Raw genomic sequence first — 16016 nt, 5'->3', positions numbered from 1 at the left:
GGTTCAGACAGTTTCCTGAATAAAGTCCAGAGGGTAACGGGTGCCTGCAAGATAATCATCAATGCAGCGGGTCACCAGTTCACTGCGCAATTGGGCGCGGTGTTGCTCCATTTCGTCTCGTGTCAGCCAGAGCGGGCGGATAATGCCTTCATCAAGACTGGCGTCAGGCAGCTCGGCAACGGCGCGCGCGATAAAACAGAAACGGTGATAGGTCACACCATTGGACGGGGCGAAGTAAGTATACATGCCCAGCAGAGCCTCGGGCTCGACCTGCCAACCGGTTTCTTCAAGGGTTTCGCGCCGAGCGGCTGCAACAAAGGACTCGCCGGGCTCCAGATGGCCCGCGGGCTGATTGATAACGACTTTACCACCTGCCATCTCTTCGACGAGCAGAAAACGGCCTTCCTGTTCAACGATGCAGGCAACGGTTGCGTGGGGTGTCCAGCGCATTGAAACTCCCGACAAGGTTTGGATTCGGGCGCAATAATAGCAGTTTGGCAGCGTATTTGTCCGGTGAGGATTCAGGCTCGGCTGCGCGGGCGTTTTGCAGACGGACGACGACTGTTGCGCCGTGCGGCAGCGGGTCGTGCAGGTGGCGCGGGCAGGTTCACCTGCTCCTCGCGCCACTGCCCTGGCGCCAGCGACTCCAGTGTCCAATTACCGATCGACCAACGGATCAGGCGCAGGGTCGGGAAGCCGACCTCTGCAGTCATGCGGCGGACCTGTCGGTTGCGACCTTCGGTAATGATCAGTTCGATCCAGCTGGTAGGCTGTTCCTTGCGAAACCTGACAGGTGGGTTGCGTGGCCAAAGCCAGCGGGGCGGGTTGATTCGACGAGCCCGTGCCGGGCGAGTCGGGCCATCCTTGAGTTGAACGCCCTGGCGCAGCCGATTAAGTGCCGCTTCACTTATTTCGCCGTCAACCTGAACACAATAGGTTTTGGGCAGCTTGAATGCAGGGTTGGCCAGTTGCTGCTGCAACCGACCATCATCCGTTAGAATCAGCAGTCCTTCGGAGTCAAAATCAAGGCGACCGGCTGCGTAGACACCAGGAACCTTGATGAAATCCGCCAGTGTCGAGCGTCCTTCAGAGTCCGTGAACTGGGTCAGTACACGAAAAGGCTTGTTGAACAGAAGGATTCTCGACATGCAGCGACCGGTTGGCTACTCCGCAGGTTGAATATTCACAGCGTGCAGCCCCTTTGGGCCCTGCTGTATTTCGAACTGGACCGCCTGGCCCGCCTTGAGACTTTTGTAGCCATCCATCGCGATGGCAGAAAAGTGCGCGAACAACTCTTCTTCGCAGGCCTCGGACAGAATAAAACCGTAGCCTTTGGCGTTGTTGAACCACTTGACTGTCCCTGTTTGCATAAAATACTCCCCCGTGACATTCGGAGCACAGCTCCTTGGTCATTACCTGCAATACCGATCAAAACAGGGATGCGGCGTTGCAGGAACTCCTTATGTGTATGCATTTCTACGCCAGGGACTACAGGCAAGGGCAGCACCATGGACTTATCCGTCGGCTGCCTTTAACCTCTCCTTGTAAGCGCGAGTATAGCATTTGCAGTTAATGACACTAGACATTGCCGGGTTTTTTCCCGGTTGTTTTAGACTAATATCGAAGGTATCGACGTTGTTTGTGAACGAACGCGAGTTCAGGCTCATGAGTTCAAACCATAATGCTGATGAAGAACACCACGATGATGATGGTGGTCTGGCAACAGCGGAAACCAAACCGCAACTCAAGCGCCCTCCCATGTACAGGGTGGTGCTGATGAACGATGACTACACACCGATGGATTTTGTCATCGAGGTATTAATGATTTTTTTCAATATGGACCAAGAGAAGGCTACACAAGTGATGTTGGCGGTCCATACTCAGGGTAAAGGCGTATGCGGAGTGTATACCCGCGATGTGGCTGAAACTAAAGCCACACAAGTGAATCAATATGCCAGAGAGAACAAGCACCCTCTGCTGTGTGAAGTGGAATCGGTCTGACGGGAGGCGAATGCCATGCTGAATCGAGAGCTTGAAGACACCCTGAGCGTTGCATTCCGGTCAGCCCGGGATAAGCGACATGAATTCATGACGGTTGAACACTTGCTGTTGGCGTTGCTCGACAACCGTCAGGCGGTTGCGGTGCTCAATGCCTGCGGCGCCGATTTGAGCCGTTTGCGCCAGCAGTTGTCGGTGTTTATCGATGAAACCACACCACTGCTGCCAGATAACATTCCCAACATGGAAACCCAGCCGACACTTGGCTTTCAGCGCGTATTGCAGCGTGCAGTTTTCCATGTGCAGTCCTCCGGCAAGTCTGAGGTCAATGGCGCCAATGTGTTGGTGGCCATCTACAGCGAGCAGGAAAGTCACGCTGTGTTTGTTCTGCAGCAGCAGGGCATTGAACGCATGGATGTGGTCAACTACATCTCGCACGGTATATCCCGCATCAACGAACAGGAGTCTGACGAACCCGGGCTGGGTGCTGATGGTGAAGAGAGTGGTGAAAGCAGCAAAAGCGCCCTGTCTCAGTATGCCGTCAATCTGAATCAGCAGGCTGCACTGGGTCGGATCGATCCTCTGGTGGGGCGTGACTCCGAAGTCGAACGGGTGGTACAGATTCTGTCACGTCGTCGCAAGAACAACCCTCTGTTGGTGGGGGAAGCTGGTGTCGGCAAAACAGCGATTGCCGAGGGACTGGCAAAACTGATCATTGAAGACAAGGTGCCGGATATTATCTCCGACAGCATTGTCTATGCCCTTGATCTGGGTGCGTTGCTGGCGGGCACCAAGTACCGCGGTGATTTCGAAAAAAGGCTGAAGTCTTTGCTGAACGAGATCAAACAACAGCCGCGTTCTATCCTGTTTATTGATGAAATCCATACCATTATCGGGGCAGGTGCCGCTTCCGGCGGCTCCATGGACGCTTCCAACCTGCTCAAGCCGCTGCTCAGTTCCGGTGAGATCCGATGCATCGGGTCGACCACTTTTCAGGAATTCCGTGGCATCTTTGAGAAAGACCGTGCGCTCGCGCGCCGGTTCCAGAAAATTGATGTGCTTGAGCCGAACGTGGATGATACCTACCACATTCTGCGCGGCCTGCGGTCTCGCTTCGAGGAGCATCACGACCTGGAGTACACCGATGCGGCACTGCGCGCAGCGTCTGAGCTGGCGGATCGCTACATCAATGACAAGCATATGCCGGACAAGGCCATTGATGTAATCGATGAAGCGGGGGCCTATCAGCGGCTCATGCCCGTTGAACAGCGCAAAAAGGTCATCGACGTGGCTGAAGTCGAGTCGGTGGTCGCCAAGATCGCACGTATCCCGCCGAAAAGCGTGTCCACATCCGATAAGGATCAGTTGCGTAAGCTGGAAAGCAATCTCAAGATGGTGGTACTGGGGCAGGATGAAGCGATCAGCTCTTTGGCTTCGGCCATCAAACTGTCTCGTGCAGGCCTCAAGGAGCCAAACAAGCCGGTGGGCAGCTTCCTGTTTGCCGGCCCAACCGGTGTCGGCAAGACTGAGGTTACCCAGCAGTTGGCGCGCATTTTGGGTATCGAGCTAGTGCGCTTTGACATGTCAGAGTATATGGAACGGCACACCGTCTCACGCCTGATCGGTGCGCCTCCGGGCTATGTGGGCTTCGATCAGGGAGGGCTGCTGACAGAAGCGATCACCAAGTCACCGCATTGCGTACTGCTGCTGGATGAGATCGAGAAGGCGCACCCTGAGGTGTTCAACCTGCTGCTTCAAGTGATGGATAACGGCACTTTGACCGACAATAACGGTCGTAAGGCAGACTTCCGCAACGTCATTCTGGTGATGACGACCAACGCAGGTGCCGAAGCACACAGCCGGCCGTCAATCGGCTTCACTCAGCAGGACCACAGCACGGATGCAATGGAGGCTCTGAAACGACTGTTTACACCGGAGTTCCGCAACCGCCTGGATACCGTGATTCAGTTCAAGCCTCTGACTCTGGAAATCGTCAAGGGTGTGGTCGACAAGTTCCTGACTGAGCTTCAGGCTCAATTGGACGACAAACATGTAGTGTTGCATGTGGATGAGGCTGCACGCCAGTGGCTGGCTGAGAACGGTTATGACGAGAAGATGGGTGCCCGCCCGATGCAGCGTCTGATTCAGGAAAAGCTGAAGAAGCCGCTGGCCGAGATGATTCTGTTTGGAGAACTGGCAGAATCCGGCGGAGAAGTGGATATTGGTATCGGCGAAGATGGAGAGATCTGTCTGGAGGTCGCAGCGGTGGCAGCCTGAGGGCTGCCATCCACCGCAGCCGCGCTCGTGATATCAGCGGGCGCGGTAAACGATACGGCCTTTGCTCAGGTCGTAGGGAGTCAGTTCGACCTTGACCTTGTCGCCAGTCAGAATACGGATGTAGTTCTTGCGCATTTTGCCGGAGATATGGGCAGTCACAACGTGGCCATTTTCGAGCTCAACGCGGAACATGGTATTGGGAAGGGTATCGATAACGGTACCTTCCATTTCAAATGAATCTTCTTTAGCCATTCACTACCTACCTTTGAGGCTGGTTAGCCTGAGTGTGGAAAGCGCAGTATTGTGCCCTAAAAGACGCCCAATTTCAAAAGCTAATCGGTGCTTGCCTCAGGGCTCAATCGACGCCACTCGCTGTTGATAAGCATCTCCAGCGGCCGGTAGCGAATCTTGTAGTTCATTTTGCGGCAATCTTCCACCCAATAGCCAAGATAAAGCCACTCCTTGCCGCTCCTTGCGGTTTGTCGAATCTGCCAGATAACGGCGTACACACCGAGACTGCGCCACTCCATATCAGGATCATAGAAAGTGTAGAGAGCCGACATCCCCTGTTCCAGCATGTCGGATACCGCCACTGCCAGGAGCGTACCTTCTGGGTTGCGGAATTCGTAAAAACAGGAATCCACCGTACCTTCAACAAGAAAATTGAAAAACTGATCCGGGGAGGGGGGGTACATGTCGCCATCAGCATGGCGCTGATTGATATAACGCTCATAAAGCGCGTAGTACTCGTGTGTAAGCTGGCAGGGAACAGCACGAACAATCAGGTCGGCGTTACGATTCTCGATACGCCGCTGTGTTTTGGAGGGGTTGAATTCAGCAACAGGTACGCGAACGGAAATACAGGCCTGACACTGCTCGCAATGCGGTCGATAGATATGTCCACCACTGCGCCGGAAGCCGAGTTCTGACAGCTGGCTGTACAGGTTACGATCAATATCGGCACGCGGGTCTACAAAAAGGGTGCGCGCCTGTCGGTCAGGCAGGTAGCTGCAATCATGTTCTGGCGTTGCATAGAACCGCAGCGCACACAGATCAGCTACACGAATTTTCACAAACTGCCTCGCGGGTAATGGAAAATTGCCAGGTATGATCAAGCGACTGTTCACACAGCTGATCCAGACTTGCAGCAAAGTCATGTCGTGTGATTTCTATCGCACCTAAGCTCGCCAAATGGTCGTTATATACTTGGCAATCAATGAGCTGATATCCCCATTGTTTGAGCTGTGTCACGCACCAGGTGAAGCCTATTTTTGAGGCGTCACGCTGGTACGAGAACATTGATTCGCCGAAAAAAACCGACCCAATGGCCAGGCCATAAAGCCCGCCGACCAGTTCATCACCCATCCAGACTTCAACCGAATGTGCGATGCCCTGGTGGTGGAGATTCACGTAAGCCGAGAAAATCTCATGGCTGATCCAAGTGCCCTGCTGTCCTCGACGCGGCCCTGCACACGCTCTGACCACGTGCTCAAAGGCCTGATCAAAAGTCACCCGGTAGTCAGTGCGGCGCAGGCGTTTGCGCAGGCTGCGCGATACGTGCAGTTTGTCCGGCAACACAATGCAACGCGGGTCAGGGCTCCACCACAGGATAGGCTCCCCGGGGTTATACCAGGGAAAGATCCCGCTGCGATAGGCACTCAAAAGCCTTGCCTTGCTCAGATCTCCGCCAGCCGCCAACAGGCCGTTGGGCTCTGCCAAGGCCTTATCGAGCGGAGGAAAGAGCAGGCTGTCATCAGCCAGCCACGGAATCATCAGGCGTCGAGATCATCCAGATATTTTTCGGCATCCAGTGCTGCCATGCAACCAAAACCGGCTGATGTAATCGCCTGACGGTAGATGTGGTCACACACATCACCTGCCGCAAACACACCTTCAATGCTGGTTTGGGTTGCCTTGCCTTCAAGGCCTGAGCGAATTTTCAGATAGCCGTCATTCATCTCCAGCTGTCCTGTAAACAGCTCTGTATTGGGCTTGTGTCCAATGGCGACAAACACGCCCTGCAGATCAAGCTCATGCGTGGAGGCATCGGCTGTACTGCGGACGCGAATACCGGTGACCCCACTCTGATCACCCAGCACTTCGTCCAGTTGGTGGTTCCAAAGGATATTGATGTTGCCGTTTTCAGCCCGTTCCAGAATTTTGTCCTGCAGGATTTTCTCGGAGCGCAGGCTGTCACGACGGTGAATCAGGGTGACTTCTGCTGCAATATTGGACAGGTAGAGTGCTTCTTCAACAGCGGTGTTGCCACCACCGATCACGGCCACCTTCTGGCCACGATAGAAAAAGCCGTCACAGGTGGCACAAGCGCTGACACCTTTGCCCATAAAGGCCTCTTCGGACGGCAGGCCCAGGTACTGTGCCGATGCCCCTGTTGCGATGATGAGGGCATCACAGCTGTACTCGCCCATATCACCCTTGAGGCGGAAAGGACGGCTCTGTAGCTGTGTTTCATTAATGTGATCGAAAATCACCTGAGTATTGAAGCGTTCGGCATGGGCCTGCATCCGCTGCATTAACTCAGGGCCCTGCACACCATCCACATCTCCGGGCCAATTGTCGACTTCGGTGGTAGTGGTCAGCTGCCCGCCAGCCTGCATGCCGGTAATTACGACCGGGTTCAGGTTGGCGCGTGCAGCATAGACGGCAGCGGTGTAACCGGCAGGGCCAGAGCCCAGGATAATCAGACGATGGTGTTGTACTTCACTCATGGGTGTTGGGTATCCGGATTGAATGGTTCCTGTTACTGATTGCAGCCGACTCTAAACCCGCGATGGCGGATTGTCTATGACAGCACGGGTGAGCATGGCAATATTCGGTGTCCGTGGCCGATATATGGTATTTTTGCCGCTGCATCGAGATCTGTTGAGTGTAAGGAAAACCGGATTGAGTGAAAAGCGACCCCCCACAGTGCCTTCTCTGACAACCCAGCTGGCCAGTATTGCCCGCGAGGGTGGGCTGATCCTGCTGGCTGGAGCCTGTCTGTTTTTATTGCTGGCACTGATTGGATATGACCCGCGCGACCCGGGATGGTCGCATCTGGCTTACCAGCCAGAGGTGAAGAATTTTACCGGAACTGCAGGCGCCTGGATGGCTGATGGCATGATTTCCGCTTTTGGCGTAGGCGCCTATCTGTTACCGCTGCTGGTGTTGTGGCCAGCCTGGCGCTATCTGCGCCAGGTCCGCGTGGGTATTATGGAAACCTTGCCATTCCTGATGCTGCGCAGCCTGGGGGCCACTATCTTCCTGCTAGCCCTGTGCACACTGTCATCCATCCATCTTTCCAACGACAGCCTGCATTACCCGTTTACGGTGGGCGGCTTGCTGGGCGAGGCCACTTCTGACTGGGCTGTCAGCTGGTTCAGCGTTACCGGAAGCTCAATTCTGTTCTGGACTCTGATGCTGCTGGGCCTGACCTTGTTTCTGGAGTTCTCGTGGCAGGAGCTGCTCGAACTGCTTGGTGGCGCTCTTCTGCGGATGGTTGACCAGTTGCGCGGACGGCTGCCCCTTACGACTGCAGACGAACCCGCCATTGCAAATAACGCGTTTGCGAGAGCAGCTGATTCACCTGACGTGGCACCTCGTGTTTCACGACCGGTCAGCCCAGCCCCAGCCATGCATGAACGCATTGAACCACGCATGGAACCATCCATTGCGGAAAATACTGTCATTCCGTCTTCAGAAGAGTCTACGACTACTGCGAAAGCGGCCATGGCCAAAACAAGTGCAGCCGCTGGAGCGGTTGCAGAAGCGGCAAAACGCAGCCTCAAAATTGTGCCGCTGTCTGAAACTCACCAGCCGATGGCGGATGAGCCTGACAGCGAGCCGACCCCGGTCAAACGCAAACAGTTACCCAGACTGCCATCTCTTGATCTGCTTGACCCGCCAGAGCTGCAGCAGCAGCAGGGCTACAGCGAAGATGAGCTGGAGCAGATGTCACGCCTGCTGGAAAGTAAGCTGAAAGACTTTGGCGTAGTCGTTGAAGTGGTTGAAGTCAATCCGGGCCCGGTCATCACACGCTTTGAGCTTCAGCCAGCCCCCGGAGTGAAGGCCAGCAAAATCAGTAACCTGTCGCGTGACCTTGCCCGATCCATGGCCGTCATGAGTGTGCGAGTGGTTGAGGTCATTCCGGGCAAATCCGTTGTTGGGGTGGAAATTCCAAACGAGGTCCGTCAAACCGTGCACCTGAGCGAGGTTTTGAACGCCAGGCCTTATCTGGAAGCCTCCTCACGCCTGACGCTGGCACTGGGCAACGATATTGCAGGCAATCCGGTGGTAGCCAACCTTGCCAAGATGCCACACCTGCTGGTGGCCGGTACGACAGGTTCGGGCAAATCAGTGGGCGTCAACGCCATGCTGCTGAGTCTGTTGCTGAAGGCAACGCCGGAGGAAGTGCGGCTGATTCTGGTTGACCCCAAAATGCTGGAGTTGTCGGTCTACGAGGGCGTCCCACATTTGCTGACTCCCGTCATTACCGATATGAAAGAGGCCGCCGGTGGTTTGCGCTGGTGTGTCGCCGAGATGGAGCGACGCTACCGCCTGATGGCCAAAATGGGTGTGCGCAATATTGCCGGTTTCAACGACAAGGTCATTCAAGCGCAGGAAGCAGGGAAGCCGATCCCGGACCCGCTATGGAATCCGCAGGAATACGGCCTGCCCGATGATGAGCCAGCCCCAACGCTGGAAACGCTGCCCTATATTGTGGTGGTGATTGATGAATTTGCCGACATGATGATGATGGTGGGCAAAAAAGTCGAAGAGTTGATTGCCCGTATTGCACAAAAGGCGAGGGCGGCCGGCATACATTTGATTCTTGCCACGCAACGCCCCTCCGTGGATGTGATCACTGGTCTGATCAAGGCCAATATTCCGACCCGTATCGCCTTCCAGGTGTCATCGAAGATCGACTCGCGCACCATCCTTGATCAGGGCGGTGCCGAGAGTCTGCTGGGTTATGGGGACATGCTTTACGTGCCGGCCGGCACCAGCATTCCGAACCGTGTACATGGCGCCTTCGTCAGCGATGACGAGGTCCATCGAGTGGTTGAGCAGTGGAAGCTGTTGGGAGAGCCGAACTACATTGACGTGAATCTGTCAGATGGGTCAGCAGGAGATGGCGGCAGCGGTGGTGATCTGTTTGATGACGAACAGGACCCACTTTACGACGAGGCGGTAGCGTTCGTGACCGAGTCCCGCAAGGCGTCCATCTCCAGCGTACAGCGCAAGCTCAAAATCGGTTACAACCGTGCTGCACGCATGATCGAAACCATGGAAGCAGCAGGGGTTGTTTCCGAGGCGGGCAGTAATGGTCAGCGCGAAGTGCTGGCACCGCCACCACCGAGGAACTGAGATGCTGAAAAAACTGATGGCTACACTGGCGCTGGGTATAGGCACCGCCTTTGCAGGCCCGGCCGACGAGCTGCAACAGCGCCTGTCCGGGTATGAATCGGCACGAGCCGAGTTCAGCCAGTTTGCGCTCAGCAGTGACGGTGACCGAGCCGAGGAATCGGTTGGCTATTTTTACGTGGCCCGTCCGGACCGTTTCCGCTGGGTAACAGAACAGCCATTCGTGCAGGAGATCGTCAGTGATGGGGAGTCGATCTGGATACATGATCCAGACCTGGACCAGGTGACTCGCAGACCCTCCGGTTCACATGGCAACAGCGCCCCTGCGCTGATTCTGAATGGCCAGATCAGCGAACTGCAAAAACAGTTCAGTATCAGTCGCATCGATGAAAACGAACAGGGCATCTCCCTGTTTGAATTACGGCCGTTGAACCCTGAAGGCAACACATTCGCCCGTATACGGCTATTGTTTGAACAGGAGCGCCTGACAGAACTATCCATGGAGGACAGCCTGGGCCAACGCAGCATGCTGGTTTTGCATGACCTGGAATACAACCCGGAACTGCCGCAGGACATTTTTGAGTTCAGCCTGCCGCCAGGCGCTGACCTGATTGAAGATCCGGGCTTCTGATGCAGGACCTGTTCAGCAACCAGGCCACCGGCTATCAGCCTCTGGCCGCCCGCATGCGACCGCACACACTGGAGCACTATGCTGGTCAGAGTCACCTGCTCTCAGCGGGTAAACCATTACGTCAGGCGCTGGATCAGGGGCTGATCCACTCCATGATTCTGTGGGGGCCGCCGGGGGTCGGCAAAACCACCTTGGCACAACTGGTCGCGCACAAGGTCGATGCCCATTTCATCACCCTGTCAGCCGTACTGTCAGGCGTGAAAGAGATTCGCCAGGCGGTAGAAGAAGCACGTCAGGTAAAGGCGCAGAGCGGGCGCAAGACCATCCTGTTCGTGGATGAGGTACACCGTTTCAATAAATCACAACAGGATGCCTTTCTGCCCTATGTGGAAGATGGCACTTTGATCTTTATCGGTGCAACCACCGAAAACCCGTCCTTCGAGCTGAATAATGCTCTTTTGTCCCGGGCGCGCGTTTACCTGCTGCGGGCATTGCAGCCCGATGAGCTGATGCAGGTTGTCCATCATGCCTTGAGCGATGTCCAGCAAGGGCTGGGTTCGTTGCAGTTGAAGGTTGAACCTGACCTGCTGCAGCGACTGATTACAGCGGCTGACGGTGATGCTCGCAGCGCACTCAATCTGCTTGAGATCGCTGCTGACCTGGCACAGCCGCAAGCTGACGGCACCCACCTCGTAACGGAAGCAGTACTGCACGAAGTACTACAGGCGGGAGGGCGCCGCTTTGACAAGGGCGGAGATCACTTCTACGACATGATTTCTGCCTTTCACAAGTCGGTGCGGGGCTCTTCACCGGACGGGGCGCTTTACTGGTATTGCCGTATGCTGGATGGCGGCGCTGATCCGCTCTATGTCGCACGCCGGTTGGTGGCAATTGCATCGGAAGATATCGGCAATGCCGATCCCCGTGCCATGCAGGTGGCGTTATCAGCCTGGGACGCGTTTGAGCGCGTGGGTCCTGCCGAAGGTGAACGGGCGATAGCACAGGCTGCGATCTACTGTGCCTGCGCACCCAAAAGCAACGCAGTGTACAAGGCATTCAACCAGTGTCTGATGCAGGTAAGAGGCGAAGGCTCTCATCCAGTGCCGGATCATCTGCGCAATGCGCCCACCAGTCTTATGAAGTCGCTCGGGTACGGTGATGAATACCGCTATGCCCATGATGAGCCGGATGCATATGCGGCAGGGGAGAACTATCTGCCGGAGGCCTTGGCTCATCAACGTTGGTATGAGCCCGAACCACGTGGGTTGGAAATCAAAATCCGTGAAAAACTGCAACGCCTTCGTGAACAGGACCAGCGCAGCCCACGGCGACGTTATCCAAGGAGCCCAGGATGATACATCTGTTCGCTGTGGCGCTGGGAGGAGCACTGGGTGCGGTGGCGCGTTACTGGGTCAGTGGCTGGCTCAATAACGCTGGGCATCCCATACCGGTCGGTACGCTGAGCGTAAACGTACTGGGCTCTTTCTTGATGGGGGTATGCTTTGTACTGATCTTTGAAAAGGCTCGCCTGTCGCCAGAACTTCGGCCTCTGGTGATGGTTGGATTTTTGGGTGCCTTTACCACTTTCTCGACCTTTTCTCTGGAAACGGTGGCGATGATCAGCGAGGGGCATATAATGTCGGCCCTGATTTATATATCATTAAGCGTTCTATTGTGCATTGCCGCACTGGGTGCCGGATTGTGGTTGACCCGTCTGTTCTGACAACTCTGTACTGACAACACAAGGTAAGTTTGCTCTCATGCTGGATCCTAAATTTGTACGCGCCAACCCTGAAGCAGTTGCTGAGCTGCTGAGAAAGAAAGGGTTTGAATTCCCGGTTGAGCGCTTTATCGAGCTGGACAATCAGCGCAAAGCTATCCAAACCGAAACCGAAGCGCTGCAGAATGAGCGCAACACTCGCTCCAAGAGCATCGGCAAGGCGAAAGCCTCCGGCGAAGACATCCAGCCCCTGCTGGATGAAGTGCAGAGCCTGGGCCAGCAACTCGACGATGCCAAACAGCGCCTGAATCAGGTGCAGGCTACACTTGATGCATTATTGCTGGGTGTTCCCAACATTCCGCATGAATCAGTGCCTGCCGGAGCCGATGAAGAGGACAACGTCGAAGTCCGCCGCTGGGGCACTCCGGCAGAGTTCAGTTTTGAGCCTCAGGACCATGTTGCGCTGGGAGAAAAAAACAACGAGTTGGACTTTGAAACTGCCGCCAAAATAACAGGCTCTCGTTTTGCTGTAATGAAAGGCAAGATTGCCCGCCTGCACCGCGCCCTGACCCAATTCATGCTCGACACCCATATTGCCGAGCACGGCTACACCGAAATCTATGTGCCGTATCTGGTCAATGCCGACTCACTGCTCGGAACCGGCCAGTTACCCAAGTTTGAAGAAGACCTGTTCCGCACACCGCTGGGTGATCGAAACTACTACCTGATTCCCACCGCTGAGGTCCCGGTTACCAATACGGTGCGTGACGAGATCATCGACGCGGCCCAGCTGCCACTGCAGTACACCTGCCACACACCCTGTTTCCGTTCCGAGGCAGGCGCTTCTGGTCGTGACACTCGTGGCATGATCCGCCAGCATCAGTTTGACAAGGTTGAGCTGGTACATGTGGTCGAGCCGGCAAAATCCTGGGATGCCCTTGAGGCTCTCACCGGGCACGCTGAGGCCATTCTGCAGAAACTGAATCTGCCCTACCGGGTTGTCGCCCTCTGTGGCGGCGACCTCGGTTTCAGTGCCGCCAAGACCTACGATATCGAGGTTTGGCTACCGGGGCAGGGCAAGTTCCGCGAGATCTCTTCCTGTTCCAACATGGGTGACTTCCAGGCGCGTCGCATGATGGCACGTTGGCGTAACCCGGAAACCGGCAAACCGGAGCTGGTACATACGCTGAACGGTTCAGGCCTTGCTGTTGGCCGAACACTGGTCGCTGTACTGGAAAACTACCAGACCGAAAGTGGCTCTGTTCGCGTACCGGAGGCACTGCAGCCCTACATGGGCGGCATTACCGAACTGTAAATCTGCTTCGCGCCATCCTAAAGCCCCGCAACTGCGGGGCTTTTTGTTTCCTTGCTCACAATAGACACGGTTTGATCTGACGCAAGCGACCATTCGGGGCTTCCGGTATACTGACGCGCATTGCGATTTGAAGGAGCACCCTGATGAAAACCCGATACGATATTCTGATTGTCGGTGGCGGAATGGTGGGATCGGCATTGGCCTGCGCCCTGGGTAATTCCGGCCTGTCGGTGGCCGTGCTGGAGCGTCAACTACCTGCCGGCTTCGAGCCTTCTCAGCCCCACGATCTGCGCGTGTCCGCCTTGAGTATTGCCTCCGAACGCTTCCTTCAGAATATCGGCGCCTGGGGTGGAATAAAGGACCGACGCAGCTGCCCCTACCGACGCATGAAAGTGTGGGAGAAAAGCTCAACTGCCGCAGCCACCGAGTTTGATGCCACCGCTATAGGCTACGACCACCTTGGTCATATCGTTGAGAACCGCCTGATCCAGATTGCGCTGCTGGAGCGCCTGAGAGCATTTGACAATATCGATCTGATTTCGCCAGCTCCTACAACGCGGATTGACTATGTTCCCGGTGCAACACTGGTGCAACTGGAGGATGGCCGCGAGTTGGTAGGTCGTTTGGTTGTGGCAGCGGATGGCGGAGACTCAAAGGTACGCAAGGCAGCCGGTATCGGTGTGACCAAGTGGGATTACGAACAGCATGCCTTGGTCGCCGGTGTCACGACCGCCTATGGCCAGCAGGATATCACCTGGCAGCAGTTTACCCCGACCGGGCCGCTGGCCTTCTTGCCGCTGAGTGGACACAACGCTTCACTGGTGTGGTACAACACGCCAAACGAGGTCAAACGCCTTCTGGCCTTGCCTGAAGAACAATTCCTGCAGCAATTGCATGCTGTATTTCCGAGCGAGTTGGGCCATATCACCGAGATACAGGGGCGCAGCAGCTTCCCGCTGCGACGTCAGCATGCTCAGCAATATTGCCATGAAGGGGTTGTGCTGGTCGGGGACGCTGCCCATATGATTCATCCGCTGGCCGGGCAGGGCGTCAATATTGGTCTGCTGGATGCAGCTGCACTGGCACAAACGCTGCTTGCAGCGCATCAATGTGGCGAATCCATCAGTGATCTCAGTGTGCTTGAGCGTTTCGAGAAACAGCGCCGCCGCCACAACCTGCTGATGATGCAAGTCATGGACGGATTCTATCGCATATTCAGCAATGACATCGGGCCGCTGAAACTGCTTCGGAATGCGGGCTTGGGGCTGGCCGGGCACTTGCCGCCGGCACGTAACCGGGTAATGGAGTTTGCGATGGGGCTCAGAGGAGAGCTACCCGATCTGGCCAGATAGGCGCTCGGTACAGAAACAAAAATGACCGCCCTTGGGCGGTCATTTCATATACAGCGAAGAGGCGGTATCAGGATGCAGCAGAGGCGCTGGCTGCTGAAGCGGCCTTGCGAGCAGCAGGCTTGGCTGCCGGCTTTTCGGCTTCAGTTTTCGGCATGAAGTTGCTGATATCGAACTTGGTCATATCAAACTGGTTCATGTCGAACTTGGGCAGATCGAGTTTGGTCAGGTCGAAGTAGGGCATTTCGCTCAGTGAGCTCAGGCTCTGCTCGAACAGGCTGGATACTTCTTCACGCACTTCATTCAGCGTGGCCAGCTCCTGTTCGGCAACTTCGGTCCACTTCGCTTCCTGCTGCTTGATGAAGCCCATCTGAAGCTCCAGTGCCTGCTTCGGCTCTTTCACTTCAGCCAGTGCCTTAACCTGAGCCAGGCTGGCATTAACGCAATCGGCAAAGTAGCCGGACTGCAGAGCAAAAATTTTCTCAACAGCTTTTTTGTTGATTTCAGCCAGCTCGGTAACGGGCTTCATTTTGTCCTGCATCTCTTTCAACATGTTGTCGTACATAGTCACTTACCTTTAATAACAGTGCAAAGAACCGACTTCAGCGTTTTTGCTGCGGTGCAAAAACTGCATGATAGACATTCAATTCTCACTCTGTCAAACCTGCAGCCAACAAAGTGAATTCTTTTTGATTTGCGTTAATCTGCTGCCAGATCGACGAAATTCAGTATCTTTTAGCAGACAGCAGCAGTGCTGAATACATGCCACGGATGAGTCAATCAAGCGCAGCCAGCAGGTCGGGGATTGTGCAAACGCACAACCCCAACCACCGATTTACTTGCTGCTTTTGGCAGCCATGTCCATCGGCTTCATGAACTTCTGCAGCTCAGCCATGAAGGGAACGTCCTTCAGGTCACCGATTTCGGCAACGCTTTTCTCAACCAGACCGGTAAGTTCTTCCTTGGCTTCAACCAGAGCAGCCATCTCTTTCTCGGCCACGTCTGTCAGTTTGGCTTCGATCTCTTTCAGATACTTGACCTGAAGCTCCAGTGCAGCCTTGGGATCGCGTGACTCAGACAGGGTCTTCATCTGGTTCAGGCTGGCGTTAACAAATTCAGACACGTAGGCAGACTGCAGAGCAATCAGCTTCTCGGTGGTCTTTTTGTTGATTTCAGCCATATCCATGACCGGCTTCATTTTGTCTTTCATGTTCTCGTACATAGTAAGTCACCTCTTCAATGACGTTTGCAGCATTCGCTGCGTTTTTGTGCATTGCAACAATGAGTTCACTTTAGTGATCCTGAAGCAGAGTGTCAAGCCCGCTTTGTGCATTGCACAATAATATTTTCGATCAGCCAAAA

General features: G+C 55.2%; 17 protein-coding genes. 8 read left to right on the top strand and 9 right to left on the bottom strand.

What is annotated here, in order from left to right; genetic code table 11:
- Window positions 1–3: 3 nt before the first annotated feature.
- The 3 genes from ACAM29_RS05445 to cspD all read right to left on the bottom strand — a co-directional run bounded on the left by ACAM29_RS05445 (window position 4) and on the right by cspD (window position 1370).
- The gene (locus ACAM29_RS05445; protein ID WP_369623461.1) at window positions 4–450 is read right to left on the bottom strand and encodes an NUDIX hydrolase; all 447 of its coding nucleotides are present in this window, start codon (window positions 448–450) and stop codon (window positions 4–6) included.
- A gap of 71 nt (window positions 451–521) precedes the next feature.
- The gene (locus ACAM29_RS05440; RefSeq protein ID WP_354407394.1) at window positions 522–1148 is read right to left on the bottom strand and encodes a pseudouridine synthase; all 627 of its coding nucleotides are present in this window, start codon (window positions 1146–1148) and stop codon (window positions 522–524) included.
- Between the two features lie 15 nt (window positions 1149–1163).
- Window positions 1164–1370 (bottom strand): cold shock domain-containing protein CspD, encoded by a 207-nt coding sequence (cspD, locus tag ACAM29_RS05435; RefSeq protein WP_091824154.1) that lies wholly within the window; start codon window positions 1368–1370, stop codon window positions 1164–1166.
- A 295-nt stretch (window positions 1371–1665) separates the two neighbouring features.
- Between cspD and clpS the strand changes: the two genes are divergently transcribed.
- The gene (gene clpS / locus ACAM29_RS05430; protein ID WP_139253891.1) at window positions 1666–2001 is read left to right on the top strand and encodes an ATP-dependent Clp protease adapter ClpS; all 336 of its coding nucleotides are present in this window, start codon (window positions 1666–1668) and stop codon (window positions 1999–2001) included.
- Window positions 2002–2016: 15 nt separating this feature from the next.
- The gene (gene clpA / locus ACAM29_RS05425) at window positions 2017–4275 is read left to right on the top strand and encodes an ATP-dependent Clp protease ATP-binding subunit ClpA (protein WP_354407390.1); all 2259 of its coding nucleotides are present in this window, start codon (window positions 2017–2019) and stop codon (window positions 4273–4275) included.
- A gap of 33 nt (window positions 4276–4308) precedes the next feature.
- Here clpA and infA read toward each other — a convergent pair whose 3' ends face one another.
- From infA to trxB, 4 genes are all read right to left on the bottom strand, one after another.
- Complete coding sequence (infA, locus tag ACAM29_RS05420) at window positions 4309–4527, bottom strand: translation initiation factor IF-1 (RefSeq protein ID WP_091824146.1); 219 nt, start codon at window positions 4525–4527, stop codon at window positions 4309–4311.
- An 80-nt stretch (window positions 4528–4607) separates the two neighbouring features.
- Window positions 4608–5348: an arginyltransferase gene (locus ACAM29_RS05415; protein ID WP_242530167.1), complete on the bottom strand. Its 741-nt coding sequence runs from the start codon at window positions 5346–5348 to the stop codon at window positions 4608–4610.
- Window positions 5329–6048, bottom strand: coding sequence for a leucyl/phenylalanyl-tRNA--protein transferase (gene aat / locus ACAM29_RS05410; protein ID WP_369623460.1), 720 nt, complete (start codon window positions 6046–6048; stop codon window positions 5329–5331). The genes ACAM29_RS05415 and aat overlap by 20 nt, the downstream gene beginning before the upstream one ends.
- On the bottom strand, window positions 6048–7004 hold the full coding sequence (gene trxB, locus ACAM29_RS05405; RefSeq protein WP_206841553.1) for a thioredoxin-disulfide reductase: 957 nt from the start codon (window positions 7002–7004) through the stop codon (window positions 6048–6050). The genes aat and trxB overlap by 1 nt, the downstream gene beginning before the upstream one ends.
- 175 nt (window positions 7005–7179) lie before the next feature.
- Between trxB and ACAM29_RS05400 the strand changes: the two genes are divergently transcribed.
- The 6 genes from ACAM29_RS05400 to ACAM29_RS05375 all read left to right on the top strand — a co-directional run bounded on the left by ACAM29_RS05400 (window position 7180) and on the right by ACAM29_RS05375 (window position 14657).
- Window positions 7180–9642 carry a DNA translocase FtsK gene (locus ACAM29_RS05400; RefSeq protein ID WP_369623459.1) on the top strand — a complete coding sequence of 821 codons (2463 nt, stop codon included), beginning with the start codon at window positions 7180–7182 and terminating at the stop codon, window positions 9640–9642.
- Between the two features lies 1 nt (window position 9643).
- Window positions 9644–10270, top strand: a complete 627-nt coding sequence (lolA, locus tag ACAM29_RS05395) for an outer membrane lipoprotein chaperone LolA (RefSeq protein ID WP_369623458.1) — start codon at window positions 9644–9646, stop codon at window positions 10268–10270.
- Window positions 10270–11625, top strand: coding sequence for a replication-associated recombination protein A (locus ACAM29_RS05390; RefSeq protein ID WP_369623457.1), 1356 nt, complete (start codon window positions 10270–10272; stop codon window positions 11623–11625). Before lolA ends, ACAM29_RS05390 begins: the two co-directional genes overlap by 1 nt.
- On the top strand, window positions 11622–11993 hold the full coding sequence (gene crcB, locus ACAM29_RS05385) for a fluoride efflux transporter CrcB (protein ID WP_369623456.1): 372 nt from the start codon (window positions 11622–11624) through the stop codon (window positions 11991–11993). Before ACAM29_RS05390 ends, crcB begins: the two co-directional genes overlap by 4 nt.
- Before the next feature lie 37 nt (window positions 11994–12030).
- The gene (serS, locus tag ACAM29_RS05380) at window positions 12031–13305 is read left to right on the top strand and encodes a serine--tRNA ligase (RefSeq protein WP_369623455.1); all 1275 of its coding nucleotides are present in this window, start codon (window positions 12031–12033) and stop codon (window positions 13303–13305) included.
- A 143-nt stretch (window positions 13306–13448) separates the two neighbouring features.
- Window positions 13449–14657, top strand: a complete 1209-nt coding sequence (locus ACAM29_RS05375) for a UbiH/UbiF/VisC/COQ6 family ubiquinone biosynthesis hydroxylase (RefSeq protein WP_369623454.1) — start codon at window positions 13449–13451, stop codon at window positions 14655–14657.
- A 67-nt stretch (window positions 14658–14724) separates the two neighbouring features.
- Here the strand turns inward: ACAM29_RS05375 and ACAM29_RS05370 are convergent, their stop codons facing one another.
- Both ACAM29_RS05370 and ACAM29_RS05365 read right to left on the bottom strand, forming a co-directional pair.
- A complete protein-coding gene (locus ACAM29_RS05370; RefSeq protein ID WP_354407372.1) occupies window positions 14725–15219 on the bottom strand; it encodes a phasin family protein in 495 nt (164 codons plus the stop codon).
- Window positions 15220–15489: 270 nt separating this feature from the next.
- Window positions 15490–15876, bottom strand: coding sequence for a phasin family protein (locus ACAM29_RS05365; protein WP_091824119.1), 387 nt, complete (start codon window positions 15874–15876; stop codon window positions 15490–15492).
- Window positions 15877–16016 lie beyond the last annotated feature (140 nt).

It is taken from the genome of Marinobacterium sp. BA1 (genome assembly GCF_041155135.1).
Lineage (GTDB): Bacteria > Pseudomonadota > Gammaproteobacteria > Pseudomonadales > Balneatricaceae > Marinobacterium > Marinobacterium iners.
The sequence above is the reverse complement of the archived record's forward strand: the minus strand, read 5'-3'. Positions and strand labels throughout refer to the sequence as shown.

Coding starts and splice junctions, on each gene's coding strand:
- ACAM29_RS05445 (WP_369623461.1), bottom strand. CDS start 450: ATGCGCTGGACACCCCACGCAACCGTTGCCTGCATCGTTGAACAGGAA.
- ACAM29_RS05440 (WP_354407394.1), bottom strand. CDS start 1,148: ATGTCGAGAATCCTTCTGTTCAACAAGCCTTTTCGTGTACTGACCCAG.
- cspD (WP_091824154.1), bottom strand. CDS start 1,370: ATGCAAACAGGGACAGTCAAGTGGTTCAACAACGCCAAAGGCTACGGT.
- clpS (WP_139253891.1), top strand. CDS start 1,666: ATGAGTTCAAACCATAATGCTGATGAAGAACACCACGATGATGATGGT.
- clpA (WP_354407390.1), top strand. CDS start 2,017: ATGCTGAATCGAGAGCTTGAAGACACCCTGAGCGTTGCATTCCGGTCA.
- infA (WP_091824146.1), bottom strand. CDS start 4,527: ATGGCTAAAGAAGATTCATTTGAAATGGAAGGTACCGTTATCGATACC.
- aat (WP_369623460.1), bottom strand. CDS start 6,048: ATGATTCCGTGGCTGGCTGATGACAGCCTGCTCTTTCCTCCGCTCGAT.
- trxB (WP_206841553.1), bottom strand. CDS start 7,004: ATGAGTGAAGTACAACACCATCGTCTGATTATCCTGGGCTCTGGCCCT.
- lolA (WP_369623458.1), top strand. CDS start 9,644: ATGCTGAAAAAACTGATGGCTACACTGGCGCTGGGTATAGGCACCGCC.
- ACAM29_RS05390 (WP_369623457.1), top strand. CDS start 10,270: ATGCAGGACCTGTTCAGCAACCAGGCCACCGGCTATCAGCCTCTGGCC.
- crcB (WP_369623456.1), top strand. CDS start 11,622: ATGATACATCTGTTCGCTGTGGCGCTGGGAGGAGCACTGGGTGCGGTG.
- serS (WP_369623455.1), top strand. CDS start 12,031: ATGCTGGATCCTAAATTTGTACGCGCCAACCCTGAAGCAGTTGCTGAG.
- ACAM29_RS05375 (WP_369623454.1), top strand. CDS start 13,449: ATGAAAACCCGATACGATATTCTGATTGTCGGTGGCGGAATGGTGGGA.
- ACAM29_RS05370 (WP_354407372.1), bottom strand. CDS start 15,219: ATGTACGACAACATGTTGAAAGAGATGCAGGACAAAATGAAGCCCGTT.
- ACAM29_RS05365 (WP_091824119.1), bottom strand. CDS start 15,876: ATGTACGAGAACATGAAAGACAAAATGAAGCCGGTCATGGATATGGCT.